Origin of the sequence: Paenibacillus xylanexedens, assembly GCF_001908275.1 — a bacterium.
Taxonomy (GTDB): domain Bacteria; phylum Bacillota; class Bacilli; order Paenibacillales; family Paenibacillaceae; genus Paenibacillus; species Paenibacillus xylanexedens_A.
In genome coordinates this window covers 6,450,175-6,474,936 of record NZ_CP018620.1, presented here as the reverse complement: position 1 = coordinate 6,474,936, position 24,762 = coordinate 6,450,175, and the positions used below count along the sequence as shown (strand labels likewise).

The 24,762-nt window shown below is 47.9% G+C and carries 15 protein-coding genes; 12 read left to right on the top strand and 3 right to left on the bottom strand.

The features are described 5' to 3' along the window. From BS614_RS28170 to dnaI, 5 genes are all read left to right on the top strand, one after another. Entirely contained in the window at positions 1–3,216 is a 3,216-nt protein-coding gene (locus tag BS614_RS28170; RefSeq protein WP_074096345.1) for an alpha-mannosidase, read from the top strand. A gap of 255 nt (positions 3,217–3,471) precedes the next feature. Further along, on the top strand, positions 3,472–4,791 hold the full coding sequence (locus tag BS614_RS28165) for a glycoside hydrolase family 125 protein (RefSeq protein ID WP_074096344.1): 1,320 nt from the start codon (positions 3,472–3,474) through the stop codon (positions 4,789–4,791). Further along, positions 4,788–7,967: a beta-galactosidase gene (locus tag BS614_RS28160; RefSeq protein ID WP_074096343.1), complete on the top strand. Its 3,180-nt coding sequence runs from the start codon at positions 4,788–4,790 to the stop codon at positions 7,965–7,967. Before BS614_RS28165 ends, BS614_RS28160 begins: the two co-directional genes overlap by 4 nt. Further along, positions 7,964–10,747: an alpha-mannosidase gene (locus BS614_RS28155; RefSeq protein WP_074096342.1), complete on the top strand. Its 2,784-nt coding sequence runs from the start codon at positions 7,964–7,966 to the stop codon at positions 10,745–10,747. The genes BS614_RS28160 and BS614_RS28155 overlap by 4 nt, the downstream gene beginning before the upstream one ends. Positions 10,748–11,010: 263 nt before the next feature. Continuing rightward, entirely contained in the window at positions 11,011–11,961 is a 951-nt protein-coding gene (gene dnaI, locus BS614_RS28150) for a primosomal protein DnaI (protein ID WP_036605787.1), read from the top strand. A gap of 179 nt (positions 11,962–12,140) precedes the next feature. Here dnaI and BS614_RS31670 read toward each other — a convergent pair whose 3' ends face one another. Further along, positions 12,141–12,296: a YqzM family protein gene (locus tag BS614_RS31670; protein ID WP_143781130.1), complete on the bottom strand. Its 156-nt coding sequence runs from the start codon at positions 12,294–12,296 to the stop codon at positions 12,141–12,143. Between the two features lie 262 nt (positions 12,297–12,558). On the opposite strand from BS614_RS31670, the gene trxA reads away from it, so the two are divergent. Next, on the top strand, positions 12,559–12,876 hold the full coding sequence (trxA, locus tag BS614_RS28145; RefSeq protein WP_017692451.1) for a thioredoxin: 318 nt from the start codon (positions 12,559–12,561) through the stop codon (positions 12,874–12,876). Between the two features lie 527 nt (positions 12,877–13,403). Continuing rightward, positions 13,404–15,491, top strand: a complete 2,088-nt coding sequence (gene uvrC / locus BS614_RS28140; protein ID WP_074096341.1) for an excinuclease ABC subunit UvrC — start codon at positions 13,404–13,406, stop codon at positions 15,489–15,491. Here the strand turns inward: uvrC and BS614_RS28135 are convergent. Continuing rightward, the gene (locus BS614_RS28135) at positions 15,460–17,157 is read right to left on the bottom strand and encodes a CPBP family intramembrane glutamic endopeptidase (protein ID WP_074096340.1); all 1,698 of its coding nucleotides are present in this window, start codon (positions 17,155–17,157) and stop codon (positions 15,460–15,462) included. The genes uvrC and BS614_RS28135 overlap by 32 nt on opposite strands. A gap of 446 nt (positions 17,158–17,603) precedes the next feature. Here BS614_RS28135 and BS614_RS28130 point away from each other — a divergent pair, with 446 nt between their 5' ends. Together BS614_RS28130 and BS614_RS28125 are read left to right on the top strand one after the other, a co-directional pair. Then, positions 17,604–18,923: a TrkH family potassium uptake protein gene (locus tag BS614_RS28130; protein WP_074097030.1), complete on the top strand. Its 1,320-nt coding sequence runs from the start codon at positions 17,604–17,606 to the stop codon at positions 18,921–18,923. Between the two features lie 17 nt (positions 18,924–18,940). Then, complete coding sequence (locus BS614_RS28125; RefSeq protein ID WP_074096339.1) at positions 18,941–19,612, top strand: potassium channel family protein; 672 nt, start codon at positions 18,941–18,943, stop codon at positions 19,610–19,612. 60 nt (positions 19,613–19,672) lie between these two features. Here BS614_RS28125 and BS614_RS28120 read toward each other — a convergent pair whose 3' ends face one another. Next, complete coding sequence (locus BS614_RS28120; protein ID WP_074096338.1) at positions 19,673–20,596, bottom strand: LysR family transcriptional regulator; 924 nt, start codon at positions 20,594–20,596, stop codon at positions 19,673–19,675. 295 nt (positions 20,597–20,891) lie between these two features. Here BS614_RS28120 and BS614_RS28115 point away from each other — a divergent pair, with 295 nt between their 5' ends. From BS614_RS28115 to sdhB, 3 genes are all read left to right on the top strand, one after another. Beyond that, a complete protein-coding gene (locus BS614_RS28115; RefSeq protein WP_036605792.1) occupies positions 20,892–21,560 on the top strand; it encodes a succinate dehydrogenase cytochrome b558 subunit in 669 nt (222 codons plus the stop codon). Between the two features lie 43 nt (positions 21,561–21,603). After that, the gene (gene sdhA / locus BS614_RS28110; RefSeq protein WP_036605793.1) at positions 21,604–23,346 is read left to right on the top strand and encodes a succinate dehydrogenase flavoprotein subunit; all 1,743 of its coding nucleotides are present in this window, start codon (positions 21,604–21,606) and stop codon (positions 23,344–23,346) included. A 478-nt stretch (positions 23,347–23,824) separates the two neighbouring features. Next, positions 23,825–24,589 carry a succinate dehydrogenase iron-sulfur subunit gene (gene sdhB, locus BS614_RS28105; protein ID WP_036605794.1) on the top strand — a complete coding sequence of 255 codons (765 nt, stop codon included), beginning with the start codon at positions 23,825–23,827 and terminating at the stop codon, positions 24,587–24,589. Positions 24,590–24,762 lie beyond the last annotated feature (173 nt).

Genomic DNA, 24,762 nt, shown 5'->3' with positions numbered 1-24,762 from the left:
TTGGAACGTATCAGACGATTTATTCGCGAGTTGTCCGAACATCAGTGGCTGGAGCAATTACAGCTGCGCAGCTGGGGCATTACCCGCGCTTATTATCATGTGCCAGGACAGTATGAGGATCAGGGTGAGTACCCCGAAGGGCAAGATTTTGAGCGTTTTCCGAGCAAACAGGGAACGACTTATTTTTTCAGAACACGTTTGGAGATCCCTGCTACATGGCAGCAAGCACCTTATGGGCTTGTATTTGAGACAGGCGGAGAAGGCTTGCTTCGGGTAAATGGGAACTCTTATCAGGGCCTTGACCGCAATCATACCTACGTCACGCTTGATCCATCCAAAGTCGGAAACGCTCCAGAACTGGAGATCGAGATGTTTGATCCGGTACCTGAACCTGTAGACCCGTTGAATCAACAGGCGGTTATTCAGCCGCCAATCACATCAATTACGAGCTTGCTGGTGAGACCCAATGAAGCGGTTCGTAGTCTGATGTATACCGTCATTATTGTCCGTGATTCGGCTGTGTTGCTACCGGAAAGTGACTTTCGGCGGGTTCGCCTGTTAGAACTGGTGTATCGTGCGATGGATCAATTTGTAGGCATGTCAGCAGAAGAGATTGAGCAGGGAGAGGGTATTCGTCAGATTGAAAATAATCTGAAGCATCATGTGCGTGAGATTGGCGGAAACGCGGAAGGTCTGGAGCATATGGTAGGACAATCCCATATTGATATTGCCTGGCTGTGGCCTGTACGTGAGACGGTACGCAAAACGAGCCGTACTTTCTCCACCGTGGATGCACTCATGAATGAATATCCGGACTATGTTTATTCCCAGAGCCAACCCTTACTATATGCATTTCTGAAGGAGCATGATCCCGAGCTGTACGCGCGGGTGAAGCAGCGGATTGTAGAAGGTCGCTGGGAGCTGGTGGGCGGCATGTGGGTTGAACCCGATCTGAATATCCCAAGCGGGGAGTCCCTGATTCGCCAGATGTTATATGGTCAGCGTTTCTATATGGAGGAGTTTGGCAAGACATCACAGATTGAATGGCTGCCGGATACGTTTGGGTACTGTGCCTCCCTGCCGCAGATTTTGAAGCATGGCAATGTGGAGTATTTCATGACAACAAAGCTCGGATGGAATGACACAAATGTGTTTCCATATGATCTCTTCCACTGGGTGGGTATTGACGGCACACCGATCCTGTCCTACCTCAATCATGGTGTTAACGAACACACCCTGCCGAAGGACATTCATGATCACTGGCAGTCCTACCGTGAGAAAGCGGCTCATCCGGAGCATATGCTTCTATACGGACACGGAGATGGCGGCGGTGGCGTAACACGCGAGATGCTGGAGTATGTGGATCGCGCAGACCTGATGGTTGGACAGCCTGCGAGCCGTTATAGCACAGCTGGAGCTTTCTTTGCCGGAATTGAAAAGGAGCAACCTGTACTTCCGAAGTGGCATGGCGATCTGTATCTGGAGTTACATCGGGGAACCTACACGACACATGCGCGCAATAAGCGCAACAATCGGAAAGCGGAGGTTCTGTATCGTGAAGCTGAGCTGTGGAATACACTTGCTCAACCAGATATGGAGACGGACGCCGAAGCTGAAGTACGTTCGAATCTGCATGACGGCTGGAAATTAATTTTGCTGAATCAATTCCACGATATTATACCGGGATCGGCGATTACGGAATCCTACGTGACTTCAAATGAGGAATATGTACAGGTATTTAAATTGGGTAGAACTGGATTGAATCAAGGCGTTGCAGCATTGACAACGGGTATCAACACACAGGGGCCAGAAGGTTCAGTAGCCTATGTTGTATTCAACAGCTTGGGCTGGAAACGCAGTGCAGTCGTTCAACTTCCTGTGCAGGATGGCTTTGATCGTTACGGCATTGATGAAGAGGGCCAGCGCTTGCGGATGGATCGGGAGGATGGCAGCATGTCTATTCTTGTGACAGACATTCCGGCGTTTGGATATAAGACGATTTGGCTGGTACCGGAAAATACAAGGGAAACGAATGTACGGGAAATGACCACCCTTGCCGCACAATCAACCTTTAATGATACATGGGATACCGCCTTTTATCATGTGCAGTTCAACAAACGTGGGGAGATCATCCGCCTGTGGGATAAAACCGCGGAGCGTGAGATGCTGAAGCCGGGTGAACGTGGCAATCAACTTCACTTCTTCCACGATCGACCAACGCTCTGGGATGCATGGGATATCGACAGTCGTTATGAAGAACAGATTGCTGGCGAAGTGGAACTGTTGGAGAAAAAGCTGGTATTGGCGGGTACAACGAAAGATGTCTTGCGCTTCCGCTGGAAGCTTCATCAATCGGTGATTACACAAGATATCGTCTTTTATCATGACTCACGGCGAATTGACTTCCAGACACAGGTGAACTGGAATGAAGATCACAAACTTCTGAAAGTTGGTTTCCCAATTGATGTGGTGACCTCCAAGGCCACATTTGAGATTCCATTTGGCGCACTGGAACGTCCAACACATCGCAACACAAGCTGGGAGCAAGCCCAGTATGAAGTCTGTGGACATCGCTTCGCGGATGTATCCGAATATGGATACGGCGTGAGCCTGCTCAATGACTGCAAATATGGGTACGACGTGCAGGGAAGTACCATTCGTTTGTCCCTACTGCGTGCACCCAAATGGCCTGATCGTACAGCCGATCTGGGAGAACATGAATTCACCTATTCCCTTTATCCGCATGACGGAGACTGGCGAACTGCACACACCGTACGTCAGGCTGCCGAGCTGAATCATGAGGTGACGGTACAGCAGGTGAACCAAGGGCAACAGTCGCAGCAAGTGCAACAGATGGAGCAGGTACAACAGAGGCATCAAGTACACCAAAGTCTAGGAGCTGGAGTCGATCCAACCGCAGATGCAACTACTCATGCGGCACCTGTACGTCCAGCAACAGGCTCCTGGATTAACTTTAATAGTAATCACGTCATTCTCGATACGATCAAAATGGCAGAGGAGGGGCACGGAACAGTCCTTCGTTTCTATGAATCATCAGGCAAACGCGAAACCATCACATTGCAATGGCCGCATGCCTTTGAGCAAGCGTACCACTCCAATGCACTGGAAGAACCCGTCCAACCACTGGCCCATACCAATGGCCAGATTACACTATCTTTTAAACCTTACCAAATACAAACCGTGCTACTGCGGTAAACCTTTTTGAAATATTTTTGAGCTATACATGTTCAACTAAAAATTTACACGATAACGGAGAGGACAGAAAGAATTCGAAGAAGCGAAGCGTTCGCCTTTATCCCCAGATTTTACCCTTTAGAAAAGGGAATCAAAAAAATCTGGGGATAACAGCGATCGGAGGATATTTCTGACCGCGCAGTGGTCCCGTGTAAATTTTTTGTTTCATCCTGTATAGCTACACCATTCAATTTGTTTAAGGAGTTGCACTCATCCATGGAACAGTTCAGATTACCCAAAATACCCATGCCACCTGTTGCTTTGCCACAATCCATTCAGGCTGTGCTCGAAGAAGCAGAACAGAAACTGGCTCACCGACCAAAACTGCTTCAATTATTCAAAAACTGCTTCCCCAACACTATCGAAACAACAACCAAGTTGATGGAGGACGGTACGACTTTTGTTATCACAGGAGATATTCCGGCTTCCTGGCTGCGTGATTCCGTGGAGCAGGTAGTACATTACATTCCGTTTGCAAAAGAAGACGAGGACCTGCAACGCATCATTGGTGGGCTGATCAAACGTCATATCCAATATGTTCACATCGATCCCTATGCCAATGCCTTCAATGAGACGGCGAATGACTGGCACTGGAATACCACGGACGAGACCGAGATGTCGCCTTGGGTGTGGGAACGCAAATTTGAGATTGACTCATTATGTTTTGTTGTACGTTTGGCTTATTTATATTGGAAGGAAACCGAGCTGACCGACATTTTTGATTCAAGCTTCAAAGCAGCGATGCGTAAAATTGTGGACCTGTTCAAAGTCGAACAGCATCACATGGAACAATCTCCATATCGCTTCACTCGCAATAACGGTATCCCAACAGATTCCCTGCGCAATCACGGAAAAGGCATGCCAGTCAACTACACGGGTATGATCTGGTCCGGTTTCCGTTCCAGTGATGATGCGTGTGATTTCCACTACAATATCCCTGGCAACATGTTCGCGGTTGTAGCTCTGCGCCAAATGCAGGAGTTTGCCGAGTGGGTGTTCCGGGATATGGAACTTTTGCAGGAATTGAAGGATCTGGAGCAGGACGTAGATCACGGCATTCAGCTGTACGGGATTTATCGTCATCCCGAATTTGGACCGATCTATGCGTACGAGACGGACGGTTATGGCAACCACTGTCTCATGGACGATGCGGGTACACCAGGACTCATGTCCATTCCATATCTGGGTTACGTCACAGCGGATGATCCGATCTACCAGAATACGCGCCGTTTTGCCCTGAGCAAAGAGAACCCGTTCTATTATGAGGGCAAGGTTGCCAAAGGAATCGGTAGCCCGCACACACCACCAGATTATATCTGGCATATGGGCTTATCCATGCAGGGACTGACTGCGCAGTCTGCCGAGGAGAAACTGGAGATTATTCGCATGCTTGAAGCGACGGATGCGGATACAGGTTATATGCATGAAGGCTTCCACGCTGATGATCCGACGATTTTTACACGAAAATGGTTTGCATGGTCCAACAGCCTGTTCTCCCAGTTGGTCTATAAATCCATGAAGGATGGCCTGTTATGAGTATCCAACCTAATGATAAAAAGCTGATTATCTTCGCTGATCCTGCGTTTCCAATGGAAGGTGCTTCTCCAACTCAGGAGGCCCTGAATACATGGAAAGCAGTCGAAGAGATCACCGTTGTAAACGCCGAAGAACTCGCAGAGACTTTGAAGACTACAGCAGGTGAAGGATGTCTGGTCAATCTGCATGCACCCTATTTTCCCAAGTCCGCCTGGACGGAGATTGCAGCTTACTTGCATCAGGGCGGAAGCCTGATCAGTGTGGGGGGCGCACCCTTCAAACGTCCGGTTCGATATGAGAATGGGGCTTGGGTTGTAGAGTCCGAGCAGACCGCGTATCATCAGGAACTCTATATTCATGAGGCGTTGAACGTATCTTCTGCTGGCGTACAATCCTACACTTCATCCGAACAGCTCCCGCTTCTCACTGGGAAAGAGGGGCTGTTTGAGAAGGCAGATACATGGAATCTGGTTCCACATACAACCAAAACAAGTGATCTGCCTCATCAGATGGGTTCATCCGGCCCGATGAGTACGCAGATTTACCCATTACTTTGTGGCATGAGTAAGGACGGACGCAGCATCGCCGCTCCGGTCGTTCTGTGGGAAAACTCCCGCGGGACTTTCGTTGGTTCACGCTGGATGTTTGTGCATTTACCACTGACCACCTCATTCTGGACGCAGGATGGCGCTGCTGAGATTGTGAAGTGGGCGCAATTCTGTGCGCAAGGTGTAACTGAGTTATCCCTGAAAACGAATTATGCTTCGTATGAGCCAGATGAACGGGCTGTACTCACACTTCAAGTCCAGATTTTACAGCGAGCAGGCAATAGACTTACCGAATCCGAGCTGTGGGCATTCGACATAACAGTGGAGCATGAAGATCGCACAAGTGGCACGACGGAGAAGGTATGGAGCCATCGACTGGAGATGGAACTTTCCGGTGAGCAGCGTTTCGAACGTATACTTCTCCCGGTTTCCATTGAAAGTGGGCTGTATCGGATCATATGCCAAGCGCAGGCACCTGATGGAGAAGTTCGAACCTTGCGTCAAGGCTTCTGGGGACAGGATGCAGCATTGCTGGCAGAAGGGGAAGTGATTACCCGCAGCAGAGACTATTTTGTAAAAGACGGACGTCCTCTGCCTGTTGTGGGCATGACCTACATGACCTCCGATGTGGCACGGAAATTTCTGTTTTTGCCGAACGCTGATGTTTGGGATCGAGATATGGCTCAGATGGCGAAAGCCGGTATTAACTGGATTCGGACGGGAATCTGGACCGCCTATCGCAACATGATGCAGGTGGACGGACATATGGCAGAGGATGTGCTTCGTGCCATTGATGCATTTATTTTAACGGCGAAACGGCATGGCTTACAGGTCACGTTCACCTTCTTCTCCTTTACACCGGAGACATGGGAAGGCACGAATCCGTATTTGGACCCGCAGAGTGTCGAAGCACAGAAACGTTTCATCCGCAGCATCGTCAGTCGTCACACGCATACAACCCATGTGGACTGGGATCTGATTAACGAGCCATCCATGTTTGATCCGATGCGCATCTTCTCGGCTGGCCCACGCTCGGCAAGGGATTCATATGAACAGCAGGCTTATATCACTTGGCTTGAGCAGCGGCATCAGACGATTGAAGCGTTGCAGGAGGCATGGAACATGTCACCGAAGCAGCTTCCGAACTTTGCAGCCGCGGTCATCCCTGAGCCAGAAGAGATTAATTTTGATGTACAGGACATGCACAAGGCCAAAAAAGGAACGCGCTGGCTTGATTATTGTCTTTTCTCCATGGAAATGCACAATATATGGGCTGGAGAGCTTGTAAGTACAATCAAAGATATAGTTCCCGATCATCTCGTTACCGTTGGGCAGGACGAAGCGCTTGGTGCGCAGCGTCCGTCACCGTTCTTCTATGAACGTGAAGTGGATTATACAACCGTGCATTCCTGGTGGTTAAACGATGATCTGATCTGGGACGGCATTTTCGCTAAAACGCCAAACAAACCAAATCTCATTCAGGAGACGGGCATCATGTATGTGGAAACCCCGGATGGGCGAGCCAAACGTACGGAAGAAGAGCTTCGTGGCATTCTCGAACGCAAGTACGCGTATGCTTTCTCGACAGGCGGCGCAGGAGCGATGCAATGGATCTGGAACACCAACTTTTATATGGATAACGCCAATGAGTCTCATATCGGAGCCCTTCGTGCAGATGGTACGGAGAAGCCAGAGGCGGATGTGTCTTATGATTTTGGCCGATTCATGCATGGCATTCGTGATCTCTTTGAAGACCGCGAGCTGGAGGATATTGCAGTGGTGTTCCCGTATTCCAATGACTTCTCCAACCGTGCCCTGGCCTATGATGCCACAATAAAGCTTACTCGCGTGATGTCCTATGATCTGAAATTGCCATTCCGTGCGTTATCCGAATATCATCTGGAAGCGTTGGAGCAGCAGCCACCTAAGCTGATTATCGTGCCGAGTCCGCATAATATGGACAGCGATGCACTGCATCAATTGCTCACGTTTACAGAGAAGGAAGGCACAAGTCTGCTCATCACTGGACCGCTGGGGCTGGATGCATACTGGAAGGCAACTGACCGGGCAGATCATATTGTAGGCAAACGCAGTCTGGGTAACGTGCAGCGGGAGGAATTGCTGAATATTAATGGAGTGAATCACCGAGTGACCTATGGACGGCGACGTATCGCCGAGGTGGCGAAGGAGACGTTGCTTCATGGCGATATTGGTACACCAGATGAAGTACACGTTCTGCCTTTGGGCAAAGGGAAATTAATCTGGACCCCGCTGCCGCTCGAGTTAAACGGACGGGATGAACCACTCGCTGAATTGTATCGTTACGCCACTGAGATTGCTGGCATCGAACAGGAGTTGGAATGGATATCTGGCGGGGATGTCGCAGGAATCTACGGGCGGAAGCTGAGTTTTCCAAGAGGAAATCTCTATGTATTCGTATCGGAGTTTGCCTTGAACCATGAGGTTCACGTGAGAGATCAACGTACAGGTCTATCGTATGCGTTCCAACTGGAAAAAAATCGTTCGGTGCTGTTTGCCACAGATGCTTCCGGAAAGTTGACTGCGGTGTATCGCCCTGATGAGGTTGAGATTGTACAACAAGATGAAAGAGGTGGGATCACACGATGACCAAGAAAAAGAGAGCACATATTATTTCGCATACCCACTGGGATCGGGAATGGTACTTGCCGTATGAGAAGCATCATATGCGTCTTGTTCAGCTCGTCGATTCACTGTTGGATCAGCTGGATGAAGGATCAGACTATAAAAGCTTTTATTTGGATGGACAAACGATTATCATCGATGACTATCTTCAGGTTCGCCCGGAGCAGAAGGAACGACTGGAGAAGCATATCCGCAATGGACGGATTGTGATTGGACCATGGTACATCTTGCAGGATGCGTTTCTGACGAGTGGAGAAGCCAATGTGCGCAACATGCAGGTTGGACATAAGGACGCCAAGCGTCATGGAACCCCTTCGAAGATTGGTTACTTTCCCGATACATTTGGATTGGTTGGGCAGACTCCGCAGCTGATGCAACAATCAGGCATTGATAATGTATTCTTTGGGCGTGGTGTGAAGCCTACGGGATTTAATAATACGGTATCGGATGCCGGATATGAATCAAGCTTCTCGGAGCTGATGTGGGAAGGACCAGACGGATCGAAAGTGCTCGGCGTATTGTTTGCCAACTGGTACTCCAACGGAAATGAAGTTCCAGTAGGTGAGGAATCGGCCCGCAAGTTCTGGGAAACCAAGCTTGCAGATGCCGAGAAATATGCATCAACCAATGAGCTGCTGTACATGAACGGATGTGATCACCAACCGATTCAGCGAGACCTGCCAGAAGCTATTCGCATGGCTGAACAATTGTATCCCGATATCGAGTTCATTCACTCGAACTTTCCGGATTATCTGGAAGCTTTGAGAGCATCGTCTGAACATGAACTGTCCACGGTCAAAGGCGAACTGCGCAGCCAGCGTACCGATGGCTGGGGAACTCTGGTGAACACGGCTTCGGCTCGTGTGTATCTGAAACAGATGAACCAGCTGGGCCAGACGATCCTGGAAAAAGTGGCTGAACCCCTGGCAACCTATGCCTATCTGCTTGGGCATGCCTATCCACATGATCAACTGACCTATGCCTGGAAAACGCTGATGCAGAATCACCCGCATGACAGCATCTGTGGATGCAGTGTGGACGAGGTGCATCGCGAGATGGTGACACGGTTTGATAAGAGCCGTCATGTAGCAGAGGCTTTAATTGAAGAGAGCACCAGCCAGATTACTACAGCTGTCGATACCTCCATATTTGAGCGTTACGGCGAGCAGGCTCGACCTGTTGTGGTATTTAATACAACGGGTTGGGAACGCAGCGGTGTAGTTCAGATGGAACTGGACGCGGCTCGGTTGTATTTCCGGGATGGACATACGTTGGAAGAGATGGCGACGCAGATGAAAGCCGTTGACCTGTCAGACCGCGTACTTGTAGATGAAAATGGTAACCACATTCCATGTACGGTGGAGGATCTGGGTCTGCAATTCGGCTATGATCTGCCGGATGATCGCTTCCGCCAACCGTATAGCTGTCGGCGCGTTCGTATTCGTTTTGAAACAGAGAATGTAGCTGCATTTGGCCTGAAAACCTATGCATTGGTCAACGTTGCGGATGATGCTAAGAGTGGTACTCCGTCGAAAACGACTACGCTGTTGCGTGGTGAACGTGGTATGGAAAATCAATATATGATCGTCACGATTGCAGACAACGGTTCATTCACAATCACAGACAAACGAACAGGCCGGACTTATAAGGACCTTGGCGTGTACGAAAATGTGGGTGATATCGGTAATGAATACATGTTCAAGCAGCCAGAGAACGAAGTGGCACGGACAACTGAAGCACTTCAGGCTGAGATTCGAATCCTTGAGGATACATCGTACTCTGCCTCGTTCGAAGTGATTCATCATTGGGAAATACCGGAGTCTGCGGATGAGATGCTGGATCAGGAACAGCGAGAACTGATTTATTATCCACATCGCAAAGCCCAGCGTTCAACTAAAATGATTCCGCTCCAGATTCGTACAGTGATATCACTGAGTTGTAATGGAAAAGGAGTACAAATGGAAACAACCTTCAACAATCAGGCGAAGGATCATCGGGTGCGTGCTCTTTTCCCAACGGATCTTGTATCTGCTGTTCATCATGTGGATTCCATGTTCGAAATTGCAACGCGTGATAACAAGCCTGCACCGGAGTGGCAAAATCCAAGCAATACACAGCATCAACAGAATTTTGTGGATGTGAGTGAAAAGGACGCCGGATTGGTCGTTGCCAATCTGGGCCTGAATGAATATGAAGTCCTTCAGGATGGTCGCAACACCATCGCGGTTACGCTGCTTCGTGCTGTAGGCGAACTCGGAGACTGGGGTTTGTTCCCGACACCTGAAGCACAATGCCTTGGTGAACATACATTTCAGATCGAGATCATTCCGCATGATGGCAATGGTGCAGCGTCAGGTGCATATATCGAGGCCTATCAGTTCCAGGTTCCTTGGACGCTGGCACAAACCGAAGTACACACGGGTTATCTGACACCTAACAACACACCGTTTGCATGGCAAGGAGACGGTTTAGCATTTTCCTCACTCAAGGTAAATGAGGATTCCGGCGATGTCATGCTACGCTGGTTCAATATGACCACCGACTCTGCCACGTTGAAGCTTGCTGCTTCGCAAGCGAATGCACAGTCATTCGAAACGGCGTACAAGAGCAACATACTGGAGGAAGAGGGCGAAATACTTCATCTCAACAGCATAGAAGAGGCATCAACATTATCATTTGCCAGCAAGGAATGGAACATACAGACAGGTTCATGCGAGATCGTTACTGTCGGCTTGCGCCGCTGATAAAAGTTGTTTGAAGAGCCGAAAAACAGACTTTTGAACACACAGTAAAAGGTACAGAACTGCAAGTATGCTCTAAACTAGGCATTACGTACGGTGGCGGAAGGGTTACGCTATTTACCAGATCTATGAGTTGAGTTATTGGTTGTTTTTCTATAGAATGAACAGTAGAATTGCAAATGATCGAAAGTTCCTATGCCATCAAGATGGTCAGGGGTACACTTCATTGTTCATTCTATATTGAAACATTAAGGGGGCTTGAAGCCATGGAATCCTTGGGAGGACTGCTTCAGCAGCTGAACCCTGCCTTTCGTGAGCAATCGCGGCGGATTGCGGCGGAATTGATGGAAAATCCGTACGTACGTGAATTCCGCGCAGGTCATCCTGAACTGCAAGATGCACAGCTCATGACCGATCTGAGCAAGCTGTTTCAGTACGCTAAAGACTCTAAGAACTGTGCGAATTGTCCGGGACTCGACAACTGTCCTAACGATTTTCAGGGCCACTTTTGCAAACTGGAAGTAGAACATTTTAACGGTAAACCCGAAATCATAGATATAAAAGCACCTTGTTCCAAACATATCGCCCGGCAAAATGAACATATCATTAAGCAACGAATTCGCAGTTTCTATGTGGACGAGCGTGCGCTCAGTGCCGGATACAACGATGTAGAGATTATGGGCAAGGATCGGATGCGTGCTCCGGCAGTAAATCAGGTGCTTCGTTATATTAGCGAGACCAAGGAGAATGGATTATCTCCGCAAGGACTGTTTCTGGAAGGAACATTCGGGACAGGCAAGACGTTTCTGATGTGTTATCTGCTGCATGAACTGGCGGTTGCAGGCCACACGGGTGTCATTATTTATATGCCTGATTTTGTGGAGGATCTGAAATCCATGATCAGTGAAGGGCAGAAGCTGAAGGAAATGACGGATATTTTGAAAAGTTGTGATCTGCTTATCTTTGATGATATCGGGGCAGAGAATCTGAACCCTTGGGTTCGGGATCATGTGATGGGGTCCATTCTGAACTATCGGATGAATCGTAAACCTACGTTCTATACGTCCAATTACAATCTGGATGGGCTTGAGAAACACCTTAGCTTTACCAACCGGGACGGCGAGGAAATGAATAAAGGCCAGCGTCTCATGGACCGGATTCGTCCATTCGTGGATGTTATCTCCGTTCGGGGTGAGAATCAGCGCGGCAAACGTTGAACCGATCTAATTGAACGAAATGGTTCTGGACAAGGCTAATCTTCAAATTATCGGTGGAGTTTACGATTTAGAAGCTGAGCTGATTGCAATCAAAAGCTAAAGTAGTCCCAAAAAAAGCCTGGCTTTCGCATTGTTGCGAAAACCGGGCTTTTTTGGTCCTGCGTGAGCCTGGAAGCATCCTATTCAGTGAGGAATTTGAAGATAACCATACCGAAAAAGATCACTGTCATCAGACCGGCCATGCCGGCAACACCCGCGATCAGATCAAATAGATCGTTGCGGGGTTCCTCGTTCACATGTTCACGCGGGTCGTTGATCCGCACATTTGCATCCATGTTATTGCCTCCTTATGGGGAAACAGCTTGCCCGTATGGGGGCTGAAACCCGGAGTAATTTTAGTATACTTGGAAAAGAAAGCGTTTGTAAAGATTTTGCAGTTAGTATCCCACATCCTGTAATTGTGAAGATTTGATGTTGGGAAGATGAACATTACAGCGTTCAATTCACAAGTTTGACGTACCTGTGTTATACTGGAAGTGTCGTTCACGACGTTACAGGTTAAAATAAACCGTAAGTATATATAAGGAGGACAATTTCATGGCTATTGTTAACGTATCCGATCAATCCTTCAACGCTGAAGTAGAAGGCGAAGGAACGGTTCTTGTTGATTTCTGGGCGCCTTGGTGTGGTCCTTGTAAAATGCTCGCTCCAATCCTGGAAGAGCTGTCCACAGAAGTTGGCGATGCAGTGAAAATTGCTAAAGTTAACGTGGATGAAAATCCGGAATCAGCTTCCCGCTTTGGCGTAATGAGCATTCCAACTTTGATCTTCTTCAAAGACGGTCAACCGGTAGATAAAGTGGTTGGTCTGAACTCGAAAGATGCGCTCAAAGGAATTATCGCAAAACACCAATAATTTACAGGCTTACACATACGCCTCCGGTTTACATGCCGGGGGCGTTTTGCGTCGAATACCTTTATATAGGACAATATAAAGTATACTATTTATATAAAATGAAACTGGAAATTTACATGTTTAACGAAGAAGACAGAAATGAACTGTAGAAGCATAGCCGTTGCAATTTTTATCCGAGTTTCACTTTTAATATGTATTGCACTAATTACTCACACAATAGCGGAGAGAACAGAAAAAACCTGAAAAAGCGAAGCGTTCGCCTAAAAGCTTTCTGAAAGAAAGCTGCATCGGAAGCATAGGCTATCACCGGATTTTCCCCTTAAAAAGGGGAATCAAAAAAATCTGGGGATAACAGCGATTGGAAGGTTGTTCTGTTATCGTAGTGTTCGTGTGAATTATCTTTAGTTTAACTGATAAAAAGGTATCAAAATTCTTGTATTACAGCGATCAAAAGGTCATTCTGTCGTCGGAGTATTTCATGTAACGTGAGGATTTCAGCTTTTTCGGGAAGGAGGATTCACAGAATTATGGATCAATTCATGAATGATTTGCAGGATCAGGAGAAGGCATTGGAGCAGATTCGTCACAAACTCGCTTTGCTGCCAGACATGTCTGGATGTTACCTGATGAAGAACAGTGAAGGCACCATTATCTATGTAGGTAAGGCTAAAGTGCTGAAGAATCGCGTACGCTCTTATTTTATCGGCAGTCATAACGGAAAGACCCAGCGTCTGGTGTCCGAAATCCGTGATTTCGAATATATTGTGACGGGCAGTAACATGGAAGCACTCATTCTGGAATGTAACTTGATCAAAAAACATATGCCGCGTTATAACGTGTTGCTCAAAGATGACAAGACATTCCCATATCTTAAAATTACAAATGAAAGGCACCCCCGGCTGGAAGTAACCCGGCGTGTGCTGAAAGATAAAGCCAAATACTTCGGACCTTATCCGAACTCGTATGCGGCACACCAAACGAAAAAATTGCTCGACCGGATGTATCCACTGCGCAAATGTGGTGTAATGCCCAAAGAAGTGTGCCTGTATTATCATATGGGACAGTGTCTTGCCCCTTGTGTGAAGGAAGTGGAGAAGGAGCAGTACGACCAGATTTCCCAAGAGATTGGTTCATTTCTGAGCGGTGGTCACGAAGAGATCAAGAAGGATTTGCAGCGTAAGATGCAAGAGGCTGCGGAGGATCTTTATTTTGAACGTGCCAAGGAACTGCGCGACCAGGTAATCGCCATCGATGCGATGATGGAAAAACAGAAAATTACGATGGCCGATGCCAGAGACCGTGATGTATTTGGTTTTGCCATTGATAAAGGCTGGATGTGTGTCCAGATTCTATATATGCGTCAGGGTAAAATGATCGAACGCCATGTCTCCACCTTCCCGTTTTACGGTGAGGCGTACAGTGATTTCATGTCTTACGTAACACAGTATTACAGCGATAATCCGGCATTGCCACAAGAAATTTTGTTACCGGAAATGCCCAAGGATCTTGCAACGGATAACGACAGTTTGGATACAGTATCTGATACTGATGGATCGGTGCCTGCCGCAGTTACGCTAGAGTTCGATCGGACGGGACCTGTAGAGCACAGTAACGCTCCCCAACCAATGGTTGCTGAGGCTCGTGCAGCTTACGGAGGTTCCGCTGAGGCAGAAGGTGAACAACCTGATACTATGCAAGAGGATGCTCCAATAACGGATACAACTGCTTCAACTGAAAAGCTTCCATCAGGACTGGAAGATCCAACTCAGGTTGCTGCTGCTTTACAGGAGTGGTTGGAGATCAAAGTGCTCATCCCGCAACGTGGATTGAAACGCCAGATGATCACGATGGCCGTGGATAACGCACGAGTGGCATTGGAAGAGAAGTTCCGTTTGATTGAGCGAAATGAAGAACGTACATCCAAAGCTGCCGAAGGACTGGGACGTTTTATTGGATTGGATCAGCTTCACCGTATTGAAGCGTTTGATAACTCGAATATTCAGGGTACAAACCCGGTATCTGCCATGATTGTATTTACCGATGGTAAACCAGATAAGAAGGAATATCGGAAGTACAAGGTCCGTTCGGTTGAAGGGCCGGATGATTATGAAACGATGAGAGAGGTCATCCGTCGCCGTTACGAACGGGTATTAAAAGAAAACCTGACCCAGCCTGACCTGATTGTGGTCGATGGTGGTAAAGGACAGATTTCGGCTGCGGTCGATATTTTGGAAAATGAGCTGGGGCTGTTTATTCCGGTATGTGGTCTGGTGAAGGATGCGAAGCATAAGACTTCACAGTTGATGATCGGTAATCCACCGGAAGTCATCTCCCTGCCTCGGGATAGTCAGGAATTCTACCTGTTGCAGCGGATACAGGAAGAGGTCCACCGTTTTGCGATCTCGTTCCACCGGGAACAGCGTGGAAAATCAATGGTGACATCACGTTTGGATGCCATTCCGGGTATTGGAGAGAAGCGGCGTAAGCTGCTGTTGAAGCATTTTGGCTCTTTGCGCAAAATAAAAGAGGCCAGCGTCGAAGACTTCCGGCCTCTATCTATTGGTGACAAGTTGGCAAATCAGATTATTGCAGCACTTCGTGATGAGGAGTCGTAACATACGGCTTCTCTTTTTGTTTTGGATTGAATTTGTAGACCATATATCCAACGATGGCCGGCAGTACAATCCAGAAGAGTCCGGCAGCCATATTCAGGGCATCGCCCATAAATACCAAGCTGAGTCCCATCAGCAAGCTGTCGAAGATCACATGAGCGAATACAACGGCAATGAAGCCGTGACGCAGCATGATCAGACTAAACAGCAATCCAATCACCATCAGCTCAATGGGACGGGTGATTACTGGATAGATCGGATACAATGTATGTCCAAGTGCCCAGATGATGGTTGGGATCAGACATGCGATAAACGTATTACGCACAATCTTCTGCATCATACGAATGCCGAACAGTCGATAGACGGCTTCTTCACCAATACCGGCCATCCAGGCCATAATCGGGAAGATCCATGCGTAGCTCATATTAAATGTAGATTGATCTGCTGACGTCGTTGACCATGTGCCAATGCTTCGCTCTAGTATGAAGAACAGGATGGATTGCACACCCAGTAGAATGAATGCCCACAGGTAACCAGCATACATACTGTGAAGTACATATTTTCCGTATCCCGGTTCTTTGGCACGAGGCCAAGGGTTCAGACCGATTTTACGCCACATGCCGTCACCGGCAACGAGGGATAGATAGATGGTTGCACTCATGACCAGAGTAATGCCTATCTGAAATAACATCAGGAACGCTAACATGAAGTTGGAGAATCCCTGTGCCTGGAGCAGAGGAATCATGTTCAGCGTGCCAATCACCGAAGCTGCGAAATACACCACCGAGAGAATGATCCCGCGTTTGAAAGACGTATGTGTTCGGGTCAGAATGCTATAGATGATTGCCAGCACGCCCAGAACAAGGGTCAGGAACGCATAGCCGCCATAGGTCATCCAGTTGGCTTGACGCGTCTGAGCTTTCACATAATCGGTATGGGATTCAGGGACCGAGAAGCCAGGATCGAAGGATCGTACCGCACCCTCTTCAAACGTAAAATTCAATTCAAGCTTAGAGTCTCCAATGGCTTTTTCAGAATCCACATACTTCAGTCCCGCTTCACCATCGCGAGTCTCCAGTTGAAGTGCCGGCACTTCATAACCGAATTCGGTCAGAACGCCAGCCGCGAGCTGTTGTTTCTCGTCCAGAGATATATTGCCTTCAGCAAGTACTTGCGATGTGGTCACTCGTCCACTAACCTGCTCCGCCTCAATGGCGGTATAGAGTGAAGAAGGCAGTTCCCGTTTGAAGCCGACGACTTTTCCTGTTTTCATATGTACGTCAACATTAAGATATCCGCCTTTGTCTTGATCAGGCAAACGAACGCGGAATACATCGTATGGATAGCTTGTTTCCCATTTCTGGTTATAGGTATCAAGTTGTTTGGTTTTGGCCATATACCCGTAGATATCCGAATGTGTCTGGTAGGTTACCAGCGTTTTTCCGTCATCATTTGGCAGTTTATAGTCATTCACAGAAGCTGCGAATGATCGTGCGGATTGCTTCGCCTGCTCCTTGGTTATGAAGGACGTGGACGAAATCTCTGTCGTTTGTGATGAGGTAGCAGGAAAGATCTGAAATACAAAAAATAGAATCAGGCCAATCGCCGCAAGCAACCCCAGCCGCTTGAAGTTAGCCTTGAGTAGCAAAGGCTGCCCTAAGGGATTCATGTAATAGTGTTCCTCCTTAATCTAATATGGATATTAAAGTTAACATAGCACAGGCCAAGCACCGAATGCCAATGATGTAACGAAAACAGGTGTGAATCCTTGAAAATGAATGAAAAGGACCGAAAGAATCTGATCCATCCGTCGCCATATCTGAGTTCTTCCCTTTTTGGCTGAATTCGATCCGATTTACACAAAAAACGTTTTGTCTACAAACGTCGCAGCGCTTATAATTTTGAAACAAATGTGCAATGATTCGCATGTCTTTCGCCCAACAAGGGAACGAATAGGATATATTCCAACTTCATTATATATGTCGTTTTAATCTGAATCATACTTGTTTAACGTTTGGTAACAGCATTTCAAATGAAGAAGGCTCCACGGGGTGTGGAGTTATTTTCATTTTAGAAGAGGTGGAAGATACTCAAGTGAAACTGAATGTTCAATGGATGCGATTATCGCCACCCCGTATTCTTGTCTTAGGGTTTGCTGGCATCATATTGGTAGGCACACTGCTGTTAATGCTTCCGGCATCCAACCGTAACGGTGACAGTCTTGCATTTATTGATGCGCTCTTTACAGCAACTTCGGCTGTTTGTGTCACTGGGTTGGTTGTGGTCGATACAGGGACTCATTTCTCGGTGCTGGGTCAGATTGTGATCGCGATTCTGATTCAGATTGGCGGACTGGGCTTCATGACAATGTCCACATTGGTTGCCATTGCGTTCAAACGGCGGATCTCGCTCAGGGAAAGGTTGATTCTACAGGAAGCGATGAACCAGAGCACGATGGAGGGCATCGTCCGGCTGATCCGTAAAGTTGTGATCTACTCACTCATTATCGAAGGCATATGTGGCACACTGTTTGCCATCCGCTGGTCGTTCGACATGCCAGTCGGACAGGCGATCTATTATGGCTATTGGCATGCGATCTCCATGTTCAACAATGCGGGCTTTGATATGTTTGGGGATTTCCGCAGTCTGACCGGTTATGTGTATGACCCGTTGGTTAATTTTACAGCAATGTTCCTGATTGTCTCTGGTGGTATCGGTTTTGTGGTGTTGTCAGACCTGGTGGATTACCGCAAAACGCGGAAGCTGTCTCTGCACTCCAAAGTTGTACTGTTAATGACTGGATTGTTGATTGTGTTTGGTGCACTTGTCATTTTCGTATTTGAATTCAGCAATCCACGGACACTGGGTGGCCTGAACTGGGGTGGCAAAATTCTCGGTTCATTCTTCCAGTCCGTTACGCCGCGAACAGCAGGAGCCAATACGGTAGATATTGCCGGGCTCAGACAGGCAACACAGTTCTTTATGATCATTCTGATGTTTATTGGTGCTTCGCCAGGTTCTACCGGAGGCGGGATCAAAACAACGACATTTATGATTATGGCTGGCGCGGTCATCGCCATGATGCGAGGACGTGAAGATATCGTATTTTTCCGCTACCGGCTCGTACAGGAACGGATTTTCAAGGCGCTTACCATTACATTGCTTGCACTCTTGTTGATCATAGCTGTAACGATGGCACTGAGTACCACAGAAGACGCCAGTTTTATGATGATCTTATTTGAAACGACATCAGCCTTTGGTACTGTCGGATTATCGCTCGGACTGACGCTGAAGTTGACTACTTTGGGCAAACTCCTGATCTGTTTTACGATGTTTGCAGGAAGGCTTGGACCGATCACATTAGCGTATGCACTTGGGCAGAAAAAGGGTAAAGAGTTATACAGGTATCCGGAAGGCAAAATGATTATTGGATAAGGGGTTCGTGAAGAACAATGAAAACACAGCAGTTTGCGGTGATTGGGCTTGGGCGGTTTGGCTCCAGTCTGGCACAGGAATTAATGGAACTCGGCTACGAGGTACTCGGGATTGATAAAAATGAAGAAGTCGTCGAAGACATGAGTGAATTGGTCACCCATGCCGTTGTAGCCGATGCCACAGATGAGGAAGTGCTGCGCTCCCTGGGTATTCGAAATTTTGACTGCTGCATCGTTGCCATCGGGGATGATATCCAGACGAGCATTCTCACTGCGATTCTGTTAAAAGAGCTGGGTGTCAAGACGGTCGTGGCCAAGGCCATATCCGTCCTTCACGGACGAGCATTGGATAAACTGGGGATCGATCGTGTCGTTTATCCTGAGCGGGATATGGGCATTCGGGTTGCCCACCAGCTGGTTACCCCAAACTTGCTGGATTACATTGAATTATCCAATGATTACAGTATTGTCGAGATGAAGGTTCCCGCCTGTCTGCACAACAAAACCCTTTCTACCCTGAATGCACGTGTACGTTTTGGTTGCAGCATTGTAGCGTTACAGAAAGAAGCTGGTGTCATTATTGCTCCAACAGCACTGGACTCGCTTCAAATGGGGGATATCATGGTCATTATTGGTAATAATGCAGATATCGACCGATTTGAAGAAGAGGTTATCAGCCAAGAGAGCTGATAATTATCGTGAGTTAAATATGGAAGCCAGGCGCTGGAACCTGGCTGATTCAGATCAAGGCTAAGGCGTCGTAGTCCTCCGTGAGGGCAATGGCGCCTTTGCTGTAAAGAGTGCAGCCGTCTCCTTGACCCATTGTCTGGAGGTCTCGCTGAGGTCCTCTTTTTCCCCATAGATCATACAGGTTGTTCTGCGGGTCTGCTGTAATTGAGGCAAATGAACAGAAACAAGATCATTGTCCGCGAGCAATTGTGGACGAAGATATGACTTGGGCAATAGAGCAGCAGCTTTGGCGGAAGGCAGAAGTCGGATGATCGCTTCGAAGGAATCAATCTCCATGCGAATATCCGGCATCACGGCACAGCGCTGGAAGAGGTCGTCCGTTAATTTGCGGTACCAGGTGCCTTTGGAGAACGTGATCATCGGCAGATCCTGCAAATGCTCCATCCCGGCTTCCTTACCGGACAAGGGGTGTGTAAGTGGCACAACCAGTTCCAGGTGATCGTCAAAGAGCGGCACACAGTTAAGCCCCACTTCGCTGATGGAGGAGGCGACAATGCCCACATCGGCTTTTTTATCACGCACAAACGAGACAATCTCATGTGTTTTTCCCGTCAACAGTTTCAGTTCGGCATTTGGATGTTTCTCCATAAAGGCATTGACGAGAGGTGGTAACGTAGTTTGAAGTGTCGTCAGACTGGCTCCGAGTGTAATGGTGCTCTGTTCTTCGTCTTTATACTGGGCCAGCATGGTGAGGAACTTCTGTTGCTGCTGTTTCTGTTCTACAGCGTAGGTATAGGTGAACTGGCCCACACTTGTTAACTCCAGCCGTTTGCCACGGCGGTGGAATAGGGCAACCCCGAGTTCATCCTCCAATTTGGCAATTTTGCGTGAGAGTGCGGGTTGGGACAAGTTCAGTAACTTGGATGCACGGTTGAGGCTGGACTGCTCCACGACCGCTGCAAATGCATTTAACTCCTCAAACATGAACAATAACCTCTTTTCAATGAATGTGATTCTTGCCCTTGCTCAATCGTTTTCCATGTTGTATAGCCCGTAAACCCAATGTTTCACTGCTTATACCTATAGGTTATAACATTTAATAATTATATTGCAATTCCCTTATAAGAAAAAAAGGAGTAACATGAACCGTGACACAAGTTGTTCACACCTGGGGAAAACGGAACAATTTGTCGAACCTTTTCATGGAAAAGGATTCGTGTCATGATAAGTGAAATCATTTATGAAAACGTTGTATTTAGCGAAAGGGGATCGACATTTTATGAAAGGGTTTTACTCCAGAAAGCTGCACTCCTTGCTTGGCGTCATTCCGCTCAGTTTGTTTTTTGTTGAGCATTTGGTGACGAACTTCACGGCAGTTGAAGGCGGCAAAGAAGCTTTTTACGGTGCCGTTGCATTTCTGAACGGTTTGCCTCTTGTTATTGTGATCGAGGCATTACTTATCTGGTTGCCGTTGTTCTATCACGGTGTTTATGGTCTTTACATTGCCTATCAGGCCAAGCCTAATGTTGGGCGTTACGGTAATGAGCGCAACTGGCGCTACACGTTACAGAGGGTAAGCGGTATTATTACGTTTGTATTCGTCATCTGGCACGTATGGGAGACGCGAGTACAGATTGCGCTGGGTAATGTATCCCATGAAGAGATTGGCGGCGTCATACATGATGCGGTGACGAATCCGATAACCTTTGCGATATATATGATCAGTGTGGTTGCGGCGTCATATCACTTTGCCAATGGTCTGTGGTCGTTCCTCGTTAGCTGGGGAATTACGGTTGGTCCGCGTGCGCAACGTGTATCCTCTTACGTATGTATGAGCTTGTTCGCTATTGTTTCCATCATGTTTATTGCTTCACTATTTGCTTTCCGGAGCATTGATTTCCAAACGGCTACTTCGATGATTGACGCAGTAAAAACAGTTCTAATTTAAGCATTTAGCGTATAAATGCTGACTTATAAGGGAGTGAACAGCAATGGCATCAACGAATGTAATTATTGTGGGCGGCGGTCTCGCGGGATTGATGGCGGCGATCAAATCGGCTGAAGCCGGAGTCCATGTTCATTTATTTTCACTGGTTCCTGTTAAACGATCCCACTCTGTATGCGCACAAGGCGGCATTAACGGAGCGGTAAATACCAAGGGTGAGGGTGACTCCCCATGGGTACACTTTGACGATACGGTATACGGCGGTGACTTCCTTGCGAACCAACCTCCTGTTAAAGCGATGTGCGAAGCAGCACCTGGCATCATCCACTTGATGGACCGTATGGGCGTAATGTTCAACCGGACACCGGAAGGTTTGCTTGATTTCCGTCGTTTCGGTGGAACGAAGCATCACCGTACGGCGTTTGCCGGAGCGACAACAGGACAACAATTGCTCTATGCATTAGACGAGCAGGTACGTCGCTGGGAAGCAGCGGGCCTGGTTACGAAATATGAGAACTGGGAGTTCCTGCAGGCGGTTTTGGATGATGAAGGCGTATGTCGCGGGATCGTGGCTCAGGATCTGAAAACGATGAAGGTACAGACCTTCCCGGCAGAAGCGGTTATTCTGGCGAGCGGTGGTCCGGGGATCATCTTCGGTAAAACGACCAACTCTGTAATTAACACAGGTACAGCGGCAAGTGCGGTTTATCAGCAAGGTGTAAATTACGCCAACGGGGAGTTCATTCAGATTCACCCAACAGCCATTCCAGGGGATGACAAGCTGCGTCTCATGTCTGAATCCGCGCGTGGTGAAGGTGGACGGATCTGGACGTACAAAGATGGAAAACCTTGGTACTTCCTTGAAGAAAAATATCCATCCTACGGTAACCTGGTTCCACGTGATATCGCGACTCGTGAAATCTTCAGCGTCTGCGTGGATATGGGTCTGGGTGTGAACGGCGAGAACATGGTTTATCTCGATCTGTCGCACAAAGATCCGAAGGAACTGGATGTTAAACTCGGCGGAATCATTGAGATCTATGAGAAGTTCATGGGTGATGACCCGCGTAAAATCCCAATGAAAATCTTCCCGGCAGTCCATTATTCCATGGGCGGCATGTGGGTAGATTACAACCAAATGACTAACATTCCGGGGCTGTTCGCAGCTGGTGAATGTGAATATCAATACCATGGTGCGAACCGTCTGGGTGCAAACTCACTGGTATCTGCGATCTATGGTGGTATGGTGGCTGGACCAAAAGCGGCTGAATATATCAAAGGACTTAAAAAATCGTCCGCTGATATCCCATCTTCCGTATTTGAGAAACACACCAAACAACAAAGCGACAAGTACGAAGGCATCTTGAAAATGCAGGGCACGGAAAATGCCTATGTCATTCATAAAGAGCTTGGCGAGTGGATGACAGCCAACATGACGGTTGTGCGTTACAACGACAAGCTTGAAGCCACGATTGGCAAGATCAAGGAATTGAAAGAGCGTTATGGCAAAATCAACATGTATGATAGCTCTGGTTGGAATAACCCGAGCGCAGCATTCACTCGCCAACTGTGGAACATGATTGAATTGGCAGAAGCAATGACACTGGGCGCACTGCTGCGTAACGAAAGCCGCGGCGCGCATTACAAACCGGATTTCACGGAACGTAATGATGAAGAGTTCCTGAAAACGACCATCGCAAGCTGGTCGAAGGAAGGCCCGAAAATCTCGTACGAGCCAGTAGACGTATCCCTGATCCCACCACGTATCCGGGATTACTCCAAAGATTAAGAAGTGTCACACTATTCATGCAATGAATAGTTAAACACCTGAACGGAGAGGCAGGAGAACTTTGGAGAAGCAAAGCTTCTTCAAAGTTACTGCCATCAAAGTGATGGAGTGAAGGTTCTCAGCGAAGGTACTCTGTGTGCACAAAGCAGCAGAGGAAGCCAAAATACCTGTTCATAAGCAAGCAACGCATTTGCAAAGCTTGCATATTTAAAATTACCGCAATCCACAATGAATTGGAGTGCAGTTTCCAGCAAAGTGACCCAGTGCACAACGTAGCGGAGGAAGCGGAAATGCCCAGAAGAAGCGAAGCGCTCGCCTTTATCACCGGATTTTAACCCTGGGAAGGGTTGATCAAAAAAATCCGGGGATAACAGCGATCAGAGGGGCATTCCGCTGACGGAGCGCCACCCGTGCACCAAAAGATTAACTTTGCGCATCAGCAACACCAATCATCGTCACCAGAGGAGGGGACTACGATATGGCGGAACAAGCTACAGCCAACAAAACCGTCAAGTTTATCATCACCCGTCAGGATAGCCCGGAGTCATCTTCGTACAACGAAGAGTTTGAGCTTCCGTACCGTCCCAACATGAATGTGATCAGCGCCCTGATGGAGATTCAGCGGAACCCGGTCAATACAGATGGCAAATCCATTGCTCCCGTGTGCTGGGATTCCAACTGTCTCGAAGAAGTCTGCGGTGCCTGCTCCATGGTCATCAACGGCAAGCCACGTCAAGCATGTGCAGCCCTGATCGACAAGCTCGAACAGCCTGTTCGTATCGAACCGATGAAGACATTCCCAGTGGTTCGTGACTTGGTCATCGACCGTAGCCGGATGTTTAGCGCCCTGAAACGAGTAAAAGCATGGATTCCGATCGATGGTACCTATGACCTCGGTCCAGGTCCACGGATGCCTGAGAAGAAGCGTCAGTGGGCATATGAGCTGTCCAAATGCATGACATGTGGTGTATGTCTGGAGGCATGTCCGAACGTCAATGAGAAAACAGACTTTATCGGTCCAGCAGCACTGTCCCAAGTGCGCCTGTTCAACGCTCACCCAACAGGGGAGATGAACGCCGACGATCGTCTGGAAGCGTTGATGGAAGACGGAGGCATTGAGGGCTGTGGTAACTCACAGAACTGTGTGCAATCCTGTCCAAAAGGCATTCCACTGACAACCTCCATTGCCGAAATGAACAAACAAACGACCAAGCATATGTTCAAACGCTGGTTGGGTGTATAGTCTCGTCATAACATGTGCAGAAGTGTAATCTGCAACTTAGAAGAAGTCGTGATCCCGTGCAGCAACATGCCGGAGATCCCGGCTTCTTTTTGTAATGAAGCAGAGGAACCGGGCTACCCATGCAGAATATGATATACTAAGGGGATGGATTAAGAGCGTAGAAGGAGGGGGAG

Bases quoted from the DNA above. Each gene is read 5' to 3' on its own strand.
- BS614_RS28125 (WP_074096339.1), top strand. From the start codon at position 18,941: ATGAAAACACAGCAGTTTGCGGTGATTGGGCTTGGGCGGTTTGGCTCC.
- BS614_RS28135 (WP_074096340.1), bottom strand. From the start codon at position 17,157: ATGAATCCCTTAGGGCAGCCTTTGCTACTCAAGGCTAACTTCAAGCGG.
- sdhA (WP_036605793.1), top strand. From the start codon at position 21,604: ATGGCATCAACGAATGTAATTATTGTGGGCGGCGGTCTCGCGGGATTG.
- sdhB (WP_036605794.1), top strand. From the start codon at position 23,825: ATGGCGGAACAAGCTACAGCCAACAAAACCGTCAAGTTTATCATCACC.
- uvrC (WP_074096341.1), top strand. From the start codon at position 13,404: ATGGATCAATTCATGAATGATTTGCAGGATCAGGAGAAGGCATTGGAG.
- dnaI (WP_036605787.1), top strand. From the start codon at position 11,011: ATGGAATCCTTGGGAGGACTGCTTCAGCAGCTGAACCCTGCCTTTCGT.
- BS614_RS28165 (WP_074096344.1), top strand. From the start codon at position 3,472: ATGGAACAGTTCAGATTACCCAAAATACCCATGCCACCTGTTGCTTTG.
- BS614_RS28160 (WP_074096343.1), top strand. From the start codon at position 4,788: ATGAGTATCCAACCTAATGATAAAAAGCTGATTATCTTCGCTGATCCT.
- BS614_RS28155 (WP_074096342.1), top strand. From the start codon at position 7,964: ATGACCAAGAAAAAGAGAGCACATATTATTTCGCATACCCACTGGGAT.
- BS614_RS28130 (WP_074097030.1), top strand. From the start codon at position 17,604: ATGCGATTATCGCCACCCCGTATTCTTGTCTTAGGGTTTGCTGGCATC.
- BS614_RS28120 (WP_074096338.1), bottom strand. From the start codon at position 20,596: ATGTTTGAGGAGTTAAATGCATTTGCAGCGGTCGTGGAGCAGTCCAGC.
- BS614_RS28115 (WP_036605792.1), top strand. From the start codon at position 20,892: ATGAAAGGGTTTTACTCCAGAAAGCTGCACTCCTTGCTTGGCGTCATT.
- trxA (WP_017692451.1), top strand. From the start codon at position 12,559: ATGGCTATTGTTAACGTATCCGATCAATCCTTCAACGCTGAAGTAGAA.
- BS614_RS31670 (WP_143781130.1), bottom strand. From the start codon at position 12,296: ATGGATGCAAATGTGCGGATCAACGACCCGCGTGAACATGTGAACGAG.